A 10,411-nucleotide genomic window follows, 5' to 3' on the forward strand; every position below is an offset into this window, starting at 1 on the left:
GTTTTCGGCGCAAGATTTTCCCGTAAGCCACTGGAACTAAATGAATATCGTCATTGTGGAGTCGCCGGCGAAAGCCAAGACGATCAACAAATATCTGGGCTCGTCCTATGAGGTTCTGGCCTCGTTCGGCCATGTCCGCGATCTCCCGGCGAAGAACGGTTCCGTCGATCCCGACGCCAATTTCAAGATGATCTGGGAGGTCGACCCCAAGGCGGCCGGCCGGCTCAACGATATCGCGAAGTCGCTGAAGGGTGCCGACCGCCTGATTCTCGCCACCGACCCCGATCGCGAGGGCGAAGCCATCTCCTGGCACGTGCTCGAGGTGATGAAGGAGAAGCGCGCGCTGAAGGATCAGAAGATCGAGCGCGTGGTGTTCAACGCCATCACCAAGCAGGCCGTCTCGGAGGCGATGAAGCATCCGCGCGAGATCGACGGCGCCCTGGTCGACGCCTACATGGCGCGCCGTGCGCTCGACTATCTGGTCGGCTTCACCCTCTCCCCCGTGCTCTGGCGCAAGCTGCCGGGCGCCCGCTCGGCCGGCCGCGTGCAGTCGGTGGCGCTGCGCCTCGTCTGCGACCGCGAGCTCGAGATCGAGAAGTTCGTAGCCCGCGAATATTGGTCGCTGATCGCGACCCTGCTCACCCCGCGGGGCGACGCCTTCGAGGCCCGCCTCGTCGGCGCCGACGGCAAGAAGATCCAGCGCCTCGACATCGGCACCGGCGCGGAAGCCGAAGACTTCAAGAAGGCGCTGGAACTGGCGACTTACGCGGTCACCGCGGTCGACGCCAAGCCGGCCCGTCGCAATCCGCAGGCGCCCTTCACCACCTCGACGCTGCAGCAGGAAGCCAGCCGCAAATACGGCTTTGCGCCGGCGCATACGATGCGCATCGCCCAGCGTCTTTATGAAGGCATCGACATCGGTGGCGAGACCACCGGACTCATTACTTATATGCGTACCGACGGCGTGCAGATCGCCCCCGAGGCGATCAACCAGGCGCGCAAGGTGATCGGCGAGGATTACGGCAACGCCTACGTGCCGGATAGCCCGCGCCAGTACCAGGCCAAGGCCAAGAACGCCCAGGAAGCGCACGAAGCGATCCGCCCGACCGACCTCTCCCGCCGCCCCGACAGCATGAGCCGCAAGCTCGATGCCGATCAGGCCAAGCTGTATGAGCTGATCTGGAAGCGCACCATCGCGAGCCAGATGGAATCCGCCGAGCTCGAGCGGACCACCGTCGACATCACGGCGAAGGCGGGCTCTCGTACGCTGGAGCTGCGCGCCACCGGCCAGGTCGTCAAGTTCGACGGCTTCCTCGCGCTCTACCAGGAAGGCCGCGACGACGAGGAGGACGAGGATTCCCGCCGCCTGCCCGCGATGAGCCAGGGCGAGGCCGTGAAACGGCAGAGCCTGTCCGTCACCCAGCATTTCACCGAGCCGCCGCCGCGATTCTCGGAAGCATCGCTCGTCAAGCGCATGGAGGAGCTCGGCATCGGCCGGCCCTCGACCTATGCCTCCATCCTCCAGGTCCTGAAGGACCGCGGCTACGTCAAGCTGGAGAAGAAGCGTCTGCACGGCGAGGACAAGGGCCGCGTCGTGGTCGCCTTCCTCGAAAGCTTCTTTGCCCGCTATGTCGAGTACGACTTTACGGCGAGCCTCGAAGAGCAGCTCGACCGTATCTCCAACAACGAGATCTCCTGGCAGCAGGTTCTGAAGGACTTTTGGACCGGCTTCATCGGCGCCGTCGACGACATCAAGGAGCTGCGCGTCGCCCAGGTGCTCGACGTGCTCGATGACATGCTGGGCCAGCACATCTATCCGCCCCGCGCCGATGGCGGCGATATCAGGCAGTGCCCGAACTGCGGCACCGGCCGGCTGAACCTCAAGGCCGGCAAGTTCGGCGCCTTCGTCGGCTGCTCGAACTATCCGGAATGCCGCTACACCCGTCAGCTCGCCGCCGATGGCGAGGCGACTGCTGACCGTTCGCTCGGCCAGGATCCCGACACGGGTCGCGATGTCTGGGTCAAGGCCGGCCGCTTCGGCCCCTATATCCAGCTCGGCGAGCAGAAGGATTATGAGGAAGGCGAGAAGCCCAAGCGCGCCGGCATTCCGAAGGGCACCTCGCCCAGCGACGTCGATCTCGAGCTTGCGCTGAAGCTGCTGTCGCTGCCGCGCGAGATCGGCAAGCATCCGGAGACCGGCCAGCCGATCACCGCGGGCCTCGGCCGCTTCGGACCGTTCGTGAAGCACGAGAAGACCTATGCGAGCTTAGAGGCCGGCGACGAGGTATTCGACATCGGCCTCAATCGTGCGGTGACGCTGATCGCGGAGAAGGTTGCCAAGGGCCCGAGCCGCCGCTTCGGCGCCGATCCCGGCAAGGCGCTCGGCGATCATCCGACGCTTGGCACCGTCACCGTGAAGAGCGGCCGTTACGGCGCCTATGTCACCGCGGGCGGCGTCAACGCGACGATCCCGGCCGAGTTCGAGAAGGACACCATCACGCTGCCGCAGGCGATCGCGCTGATCGACGAGCGCGCCGCCAAGGGTGGCGGCAAGGGCGGCGGCAAGGCCAAGAAGGCGGCTAAGCCGGCCAAGGCCAAGAAAGCGTCAGAGAAGGCTGCGGACGGCGAGGACGCCGCACCGAAGCCGAAGAAGCCGGCTGCGAAGAAAGCCGCGGCCAAATCCAAATCCGAATCCACCAGCAAGGCGCGCGCCGCCGTGCCGTCGACCGCAAAGACGTCGCCGACCAAGGCAGCCGCCACCAAGGCTCCCGCCAAGAAGAGTGCCGGCAAGACCTGAGATCAAGAATTAGAGGTTAAGTGAAACCAAAGACAGACCGTGGCTTTCCCGACAGGCAAGCCATCGTCGCCTTCATCAAGGCAAATCCAGGAAAGGTCGGGACTCGCGACATCGCGCGCGAGTTCGGCCTGAAGAACGCCGATCGCGCCGAGCTCAGGCGCATGCTGCGCGAGCTCGCCGACGACGGCATCATCAAGAAGAAGCGCCACAAGGTCTCCGAGCCGGACGCGCTGCCGCCGACGCTGCTCGCCGACATCACCGGCCGCGACTCCGATGGCGAATTGATCGCCTCCCCCGCCGAATGGGACGAGGTCGAGAACGGCGAGCCGCCAAAGATCCTCATCGAGATGCCGCGCCGGCCGAGGCCCGGCACCGCCGCCGGCGTCGGCGACCGCGCGCTGCTGCGCGTCGAACGCAGCGATGACGATGAAGGTCCCGCCTATCGCGGCCGCATCATCAAGGTCATCGACAAGGCCAAGAGCCGCATCCTCGGCGTCTTCCGCAGCCTGCCGGAGGGCGGCGGACGGCTCGTCCCCGTCGACAAGAAGTTCGCCGACCGCGAGCTGAACATCGCGAGGACCGATACGGGCGGCGCTGAGGATGGCGACCTCGTCAGCGTCGACATCGTCCGCACCCGCGGCTTTGGCCTCGCCTCCGGCCGGGTGAAAGAGAAGCTCGGCTCGGTCAAGTCGGAAAAGGCGATCAGCCTGATCGCGATCTACGCCCACGACATCCCCTTGCAATTCTCCTCCGCCGCCGAGCGCGAGGCGGAAGCGGCAGAGCCCGCCAATCTGAAAGGCCGCGAGGACTGGCGCGACGTCCCGCTCGTCACCATCGATCCGCCCGACGCCAAGGATCACGACGACGCGGTGCATGCCGAGCCCGATCCGGATCCCAACAACAAGGGCGGCTTCATCGTCAACGTCGCCATCGCCGATGTCAGCTTCTACGTGCGGCCGGGCACGGCGCTCGACCGCGACGCGCTCGACCGCGGCAACTCGGTCTATTTCCCGGACCGCGTCGTGCCGATGCTGCCCGAGCGCATCTCCAACAATCTCTGCTCGCTGGTGCCCGGCGAGCCGCGCGGCGCGCTGGCGGTGCGCATGGCGCTCGGCCCCGACGGCCGCAAGCGCTCGCACAGTTTTCATCGCATCCTGATGCGGTCGGCCGCCAAGCTCGCTTACGCGCAGGCGCAGGCCGCGATCGACGGCCGGCCTGATGACACCACCGGCCCCCTGCTCGATCCGATCCTGAGGCCGCTCTATGCCGCCTATGCCTGCGCCAAGCGCGCGCGTGACGAGCGTGATCCGCTCAATCTCGATCTGCCCGAGCGCAAGATCCTCCTGAAGAGCGACGGCACCGTGGATCGCGTCGTCGTCCCCGAGCGTCTCGATGCGCACAAGCTGATCGAGGAGTTCATGATCCTCGCCAACGTCGCCGCAGCGGAGACATTGGAGAAGAAATCGCTGCCGCTGATCTACCGCGTGCACGACGAGCCGACCTTGGAAAAGGTTCACGCGCTCGCGGAATTCCTGGAGACACTGGACGTTCCCTTCGCCAAGTCCGGCGCGCTGCGCCCCACCACGTTCAACCGCGTGCTGGCCCAGCTCGAAGGCCACGACTATTACCCGCTGGTGAGCGAGGTCGTGCTGCGCGCGCAGGCGCAGGCCGAATATTCCTCAGAGAATTACGGTCACTTCGGCCTGAACCTGCGCCGCTATGCGCATTTCACCTCGCCGATCCGCCGCTATGCCGACCTCGTCGTGCACCGCGCGCTGGTGCGTGCGCTTGGCCTTGGCGAAGGCGCCCTGCCCGACAGCGAGACGCCGGAAAGCTTGAGCGAAGTCGCCGCGCATATCTCGCTGACCGAGCGGCGCGCCATGAAGGCGGAGCGCGAGACCGTCGACCGCCTGATCGCCCATCACCTCGCCGACCGCATCGGCGCCAGCTTCCAGGGCCGCGTCTCCGGCGTCACCCGCGCCGGCCTGTTCGTGAAGCTCAGCGAGACCGGCGCTGACGGGCTGATCCCGATCCGATCCCTCGGCACGGAATATTTCAACTATGACGAAAGCCGCCATGCCCTCGTCGGCACGCGCAGCGGCACCATGTACCAGCTCGGCGACGTCGTCGACGTCCGCCTGATCGAGGCCGCTCCCATCGCGGGCGCGCTGCGTTTCGAGCTGCTGTCGTCCGAGACCGACAGCGGCCCGCGCCAGCGCAGGCCGCTCCGTCCGCAGCGCAAATCGTCCAAGCCGCAGCCCGGACGCAGCCCGGAGCGAAAACGCAAGCCGGAGAAGAAAAAGTCCGGCAAGGGAAGGAAGGCCAAAGGAAAGAACAAGGGTAAGGGCAAGAAGGGCAAGGCATGGTGACGATGAGCACGGCACCAAAGATCTGGACGCGCGAGAACGGTCTCGTCGAGAAGCGCGACGTCTGGTCAGCAATGAAGCGCGGCTTCCGCGGCCGCTGCCCGCGCTGCGGCGAAGGCAAGCTGTTCCGCGCCTTCCTGAAGACCGCCGACCATTGCGCCAAATGCGGCCTCGACTTCACCCCGCATCGCGCCGACGATCTGCCTGCCTATCTCGTCATCGTCATCGTCGGCCACATCGTGGTGCCGGCCATCCTCTGGATCGAGACCAATTATTCGACGCCGGTCTGGCTCAGCTTCGCAGCCTATCTGCCCTTCACCTTCGTCGCCTCGCTCGCGCTGCTGCAGCCCGTGAAGGGAGCTGTGGTCGGCTTGCAATGGGCTCTGCGCATGCACGGGTTTGACGACAACCCTCCCGATGGTATTCCGCCTGTGTAAACACGTAAAAGAACAGTTCGGGTGAGGACATGACCGATATTTCGCAGGCCGAGGAGAAGACCAGGGTTCACGAGGAGAAGGAAGCCGATCATCATCCTTACTTCCGCCCGAAGGATGCGGCGACGCTGATCCTGGTCGACCGCAGCGGCGCCATTCCGAAAGTGCTGGTCGGCAAGCGCCACGACAAGGTGGTGTTCATGCCGGGAAAATTCGTCTTCCCGGGTGGGCGCGTCGACAAGGCCGATTATCGCGTGCCCTGCGCTGCGCCCATCACCGCCGAACTGGAAGCCAATCTCGCCAAGGGCAGCCCGAAGACGCCGGCCTCGCGCGCGAAATCGCTCGCCATTGCCGCCATCCGCGAAGCCTGCGAGGAGACCGGCCTCTGCCTCGGCCGCAAGGCCGAAGGCAAAGTGCCGAAGCTCGAAGGTCCCTGGCAGCCGTTCGCGGATGCGGGCCTGCTGCCTGATCCCTCCAGCCTGTTCCTGATCGCGCGCGCGATCACCCCGCCCGGCCGCGTCAAGCGCTTCGACACGCGTTTCTTCACCGCCGATGCCTCTGCGATCACCCACCGCGTCGAAGGCGTGATCCATGCCGATGCGGAGCTGGTCGAATTGGTCTGGGTCGAGCTCGGCTCAAAACCGCTCGCCGATCTGCATCCGATGACGCGCAACGTGCTCAACGAGCTCGACACCCGCCTCGCCACCGGCCCGCTCCGTCACGACGCGCCGGTGCCGTTCTTCCACTTCTACGCCGGCAAGATGCAGAAGGACGTTTTGAGCTAGTTGGCGCGCTGGGGCGTAGTTCGATCAAGTCTATCCTCCGTCATTCCGGGGTGCGCCTCTTGGCGCGAGCCCGGAATCCATACTCCGGATGGTGGTTATGGATTCCGGGCTCGCCGCTCCGCGTCGCCCCGGAATGACGTGCTGAGAGAGCTACGAAAAACAAAAAATTCTTCCCGCCTCCCCCAATGGCGGAGTTCCCACTCATGCCTATGTCTTTGCGAGCGTCACCAAGAACGGACACCGGGCGATGGCACAAAGGCAACTCAAGCTTGGCGCGTTCATGCGCCCGATCAGCATCCACACCGGCGCCTGGCGCTATCCCGGGGCCTGGCCCGACGCGAATTTCAATTTCGGCCATATCAAGACGCTGATCCGAAAGCTCGAGGCCGGCAAGTTCGACGCCTTCTTCATGGCCGATCACCTCGCCGTGCTCAACATGCCGATCAACGCGCTCAAGCGCAGCCACACCGTGACCTCGTTCGAGCCGTTCACCCTGCTGTCGGCTTTGTCAGCCGTGACCGAGCGCATCGGCCTGATCGCGACCGGCTCGACCACGTTCGACGAGCCCTATCACGTCGCGCGCCGCTTCGCCTCGCTCGACCATCTCAGCGGCGGCCGCGCCGGCTGGAACATCGTCACCACCTCGAACCCGGACGCGGCGCTGAATTTCGGCCTCGACGATCACATGGAGCACGCCGAGCGCTACAAGCGCGCCCGCGAGTTCTACGACGTCGTCACCGGCCTCTGGGACTCCTTCGCCGACGATGCCTTCATGCGCGACGTCGAGAGCGGCCTGTTCTTCGATCCCGCCAGGATGCACACCCTCGACCACAAGGGCAAATACTTCAAAGTGCGCGGCCCCCTCAACATCGCCCGCCCCGTGCAAGGCTGGCCCCTGATCGTGCAGGCCGGCGCCTCCGAAGACGGCAAGCAGCTCGCCGCCGAGACCGCGGAAGCAGTGTTCACCGGCGGCGGCAGCCTCGCCGACGGCCAGAAACTCTATGCCGACATCAAGGGCCGCATGGAGAAGATCGGCCGCGACCCCGAGCACCTGAAGATCCTCCCCGGCGCCTTCGTCGTCGTGGGCGACAGCGTGGATGAGGCCAAGGAGAAGCGCGCTTTGCTCGACAGCCGCGTGCATTACGACAGCGCCATTGCCTCGCTCTCCGTCATCCTCGGCACCGATGCCTCCGGCTTCGATCCCGATGGGCCGCTTCCCGAAATCCCCGAGACCAATGCCAGCAAGAGCGGCCGGCAGCGCCTGGTCGATCTCGCCGCCCGTGAGAAGCTCACCGTGCGCCAGCTCGCCCAGCGCGTCGGCGGCTATGGCGGCCTGTCCTTCGTCGGCACCGCCAAGACCATCGCCGACCAGATGGAGGAATGGCTGGTCGGACGCGGCTCCGACGGCTTCAACATCATGTTCCCGTTCCTGCCTGCCGGTCTCGACGATTTCGTCGACAAGGTGGTCCCGGAGCTGCAGAAGCGCGGGATTTTCCGCAAAGAGTACGAAGGGCCCACTTTGAGGGAGAATCTGGGCCTGCCGCGGCCGAAAAACCGGTTCTTTGCGGCCTAATGGGCCCGATTTGAGCGGTTTCCGCCGCCTGAAACCTTGACTTCCCGCCGTTTCTGACTAGGTTGCCGGCCAACGCGGGCCGTTTGGCCGGCTCCAGATTCCCCTGATATTCTGAGGTTCAGAACATGGCCAAAGCGGTCACCATCAAGGTCAAGCTCGTGTCCTCGGCCGACACCGGCTTCTACTACGTTGCCAAGAAGAATTCGCGCACCATGACCGACAAGCTGGTCAAGAAGAAGTACGACCCGGTCGCGCGCAAGCACGTCGAATTCCGCGAAGCCAAGATCAAGTAAGATCGCGGCGTAGCGCGCTAAGGTTTTTTTGCGGGGCCCTTGCGGGCCCCGTTGTCGTTTCGGCTCGCATGTCCCTGCTCATGTACCCTGCTACCCAGCGCTGCGCTGCTTAGCGCAGCGAAGCAAATCCGGACCGGCTCTGCGAGATCACACGTGGGACACTCCGGCGTGACGAGAGGAACTCGCTTGAGTCGTGGTTGTTGAGCCAGCATCGTCAAGCGGCTATCTTTCGGAGCGAACCTCTTGCGTTGCCGCTCAACTGACTTGATGGGAGAATCGCATGCGCATCGCTCTGCTCATTGTCGTTATGGTCATCGGATTTTCTTCCGCAGCAAACGCTCAGTATGACTATCCCTGGTGCGTTTTTGGCGGAGGGCTCGGCGCTTCCGGAGACTGCATGTATTCGACGCGGGAACAGTGCCTGGCGTCGGCATCCGGGCGGTCGAACACCTATTGCGATGTGAACCCGCGCGTGAGGTTCAAGCAGCACGCTCCGCAGCGGCCGCGCTGATCATGATGCGCGCGCTTGCCTGTCTGCTCTTCGTCCTGATCACCATGTCCGCGCCCGGTCCAGCGGCAGCGCAGCGGTTCGGCGGCAATTTTCCGGTATGTCTGCAGGAGTGGGAATGGGGCGGCGGCACCTACATCTCTTGCCAGTATCGTTCATTTGACGAATGCAGAGCCAGCGCGGCGGGCCGTTCGGCGATGTGCCTGGAAAACCCATATGTGCAGCGGCCGTCCCCTCCAGGCCGCAGCGCGCGTCCCCGGTAGGGCTAGAGCATGATCGGCCCGTGACGAGCGCCGATCCAGCCATCATTCCGTGCCTTCCGGCCTGCCCCGCAACGTCGACCTTCTCGGTTGAATCCCCTACATGAAACCCGGATTGCGCGGGAAATAGCTACCCCAATCTCCGAATGGTCGATTTGACATCAGCAGCATCGGGAACGTCAGCCGCATCCCGTGGTCGATTGCCGCCTTGAGCGCCGGCTCGCTCGCGCCCGGCACAAAAGCCGAAATGGCCGGACAATCGCTCTGGGCCGCGAACGACAACGCAGCGGCGAAAGCGGACTCAACCAGATCTGGCCTGTGGACTGCAAGCGGACCAATGTGTCCACCCGAAATGTAGACGTACCCGACGCACTCATTGCCGGCGTGGATGGTGAATCCGCGCGTCGTGCTGTCGCCAAGGAGAAATCGATGATGCTTCTCCCTGGAAACGCCGACTGCGCTGACATCGATCTGCGCCAGCCTGTCGTATGGGATCGCGTCGGCCGTGAGAGATTCAAGACGGAGCCGCGGCGCAGCCAACCGTGGCGCCAGGCGGTCACGAGGGACGCTGACCATGTAGATCGGAAAGCGCGGGAACAGTCCGTGGCGGATGTAGAGGCCTTGAGATACGTTGTTGAACGTGAAGGTGATCAGTGCCTTGATGGGTGCTCCGCGCATTTCTGCATGCGCGAATGCCTTGTTGATGAGTTGATTGCCGATGCCGTCGCTCTGACGATCAGGCGCGACGAACAATTGGGCCAGGAACCAAAGCTCGCCACAGACCCAACTCCACGCGAAGCCGACTATTTCTCCGTCGTCATCGGCCACCCATAAGCCCGGGATCATCCGCGAGCGAGAAGGCCTGAAAATTCGGCGGACGAGAGGATGCCATCTTCCCGAACCCCCGCCGTTCGGTTAGCTCATTGATGCTGGCGACCACGATGTCATCGGCCTGCTTCAAGTCGTCGATGCGAGCGGGCCTGCACACGACCGCCATTCTCTAGTCCCTCCCGGGCGTCAGCTCGCCCCGCCCACGATGCATCGGGTCGCGGCTTAGTTTCTACTCACATCTTGATGAGAGCGAGAAATCGTCAGCCGGCAATCAGGCGAGCGGCCGGATGTTCTGGTTCATCCGGAAGAAGTTCGTAGGGTCGTATTTCGCTTTGATCTGCTGCAGGCGCCTGTAGTTCCGCCCATAAGCAGCGGCAACCGGATCGCCTGTCTCATCGTCGTCGAGATAATTGACATAGCGTCCTGAGGCAAAGAAGGGCCGCATCCTTTCATAGGTTGCGCGTGCCCACGAGATGCTGCGGCTGGTATCGCTGGCCTGCGTCCATTGCGCGAGGATCAGGAAATTGTAGCCCTCCTGCCGATGCACAAATGCCGTATCCCCGG

General features: G+C 64.3%; 10 protein-coding genes. 8 read left to right on the plus strand and 2 right to left on the minus strand.

What is annotated here, in order from left to right; translation table 11 throughout:
* The first annotated feature begins 40 nt into the window (after positions 1-40).
* The 8 genes from topA (at position 41) to I6F16_RS22370 (ending at position 9,019) form a co-directional block, all read left to right on the plus strand.
* Positions 41-2,797, plus strand: a complete 2,757-nt coding sequence (topA, locus tag I6F16_RS22335) for a type I DNA topoisomerase (RefSeq protein ID WP_225113852.1) — start codon at positions 41-43, stop codon at positions 2,795-2,797.
* Between the two features lie 20 nt (positions 2,798-2,817).
* On the plus strand, positions 2,818-5,166 hold the full coding sequence (gene rnr / locus I6F16_RS22340) for a ribonuclease R (protein WP_225113851.1): 2,349 nt from the start codon (positions 2,818-2,820) through the stop codon (positions 5,164-5,166).
* Positions 5,160-5,600 carry a DUF983 domain-containing protein gene (locus I6F16_RS22345; RefSeq protein WP_036015117.1) on the plus strand — a complete coding sequence of 147 codons (441 nt, stop codon included), beginning with the start codon at positions 5,160-5,162 and terminating at the stop codon, positions 5,598-5,600. The genes rnr and I6F16_RS22345 overlap by 7 nt, the downstream gene beginning before the upstream one ends.
* Positions 5,601-5,629: 29 nt before the next feature.
* Positions 5,630-6,382 carry an NUDIX domain-containing protein gene (locus I6F16_RS22350; RefSeq protein WP_036015119.1) on the plus strand — a complete coding sequence of 251 codons (753 nt, stop codon included), beginning with the start codon at positions 5,630-5,632 and terminating at the stop codon, positions 6,380-6,382.
* Between the two features lie 247 nt (positions 6,383-6,629).
* A complete protein-coding gene (locus I6F16_RS22355) occupies positions 6,630-7,955 on the plus strand; it encodes an LLM class flavin-dependent oxidoreductase (RefSeq protein WP_225113850.1) in 1,326 nt (441 codons plus the stop codon).
* A 125-nt stretch (positions 7,956-8,080) separates the two neighbouring features.
* The gene (rpmG, locus tag I6F16_RS22360; protein WP_007603295.1) at positions 8,081-8,248 is read left to right on the plus strand and encodes a 50S ribosomal protein L33; all 168 of its coding nucleotides are present in this window, start codon (positions 8,081-8,083) and stop codon (positions 8,246-8,248) included.
* A 280-nt stretch (positions 8,249-8,528) separates the two neighbouring features.
* Positions 8,529-8,759 carry a DUF3551 domain-containing protein gene (locus tag I6F16_RS22365; protein WP_074448008.1) on the plus strand — a complete coding sequence of 77 codons (231 nt, stop codon included), beginning with the start codon at positions 8,529-8,531 and terminating at the stop codon, positions 8,757-8,759.
* A gap of 5 nt (positions 8,760-8,764) precedes the next feature.
* Positions 8,765-9,019, plus strand: coding sequence for a DUF3551 domain-containing protein (locus I6F16_RS22370; protein WP_074448031.1), 255 nt, complete (start codon positions 8,765-8,767; stop codon positions 9,017-9,019).
* 96 nt (positions 9,020-9,115) lie between these two features.
* Here the strand turns inward: I6F16_RS22370 and I6F16_RS22375 are convergent, their stop codons facing one another.
* The gene (locus tag I6F16_RS22375) at positions 9,116-9,844 is read right to left on the minus strand and encodes a GNAT family N-acetyltransferase (protein WP_345960943.1); all 729 of its coding nucleotides are present in this window, start codon (positions 9,842-9,844) and stop codon (positions 9,116-9,118) included.
* Between the two features lie 274 nt (positions 9,845-10,118).
* Positions 10,119-10,411 (minus strand): BBE domain-containing protein (locus I6F16_RS22380; RefSeq protein ID WP_225173994.1); only part of this gene is annotated, 293 nt, incomplete at its 5' end.

It is taken from the genome of Bradyrhizobium sp. IC4060, assembly GCF_020193715.1.
Taxonomy (GTDB): domain Bacteria; phylum Pseudomonadota; class Alphaproteobacteria; order Rhizobiales; family Xanthobacteraceae; genus Bradyrhizobium; species Bradyrhizobium yuanmingense.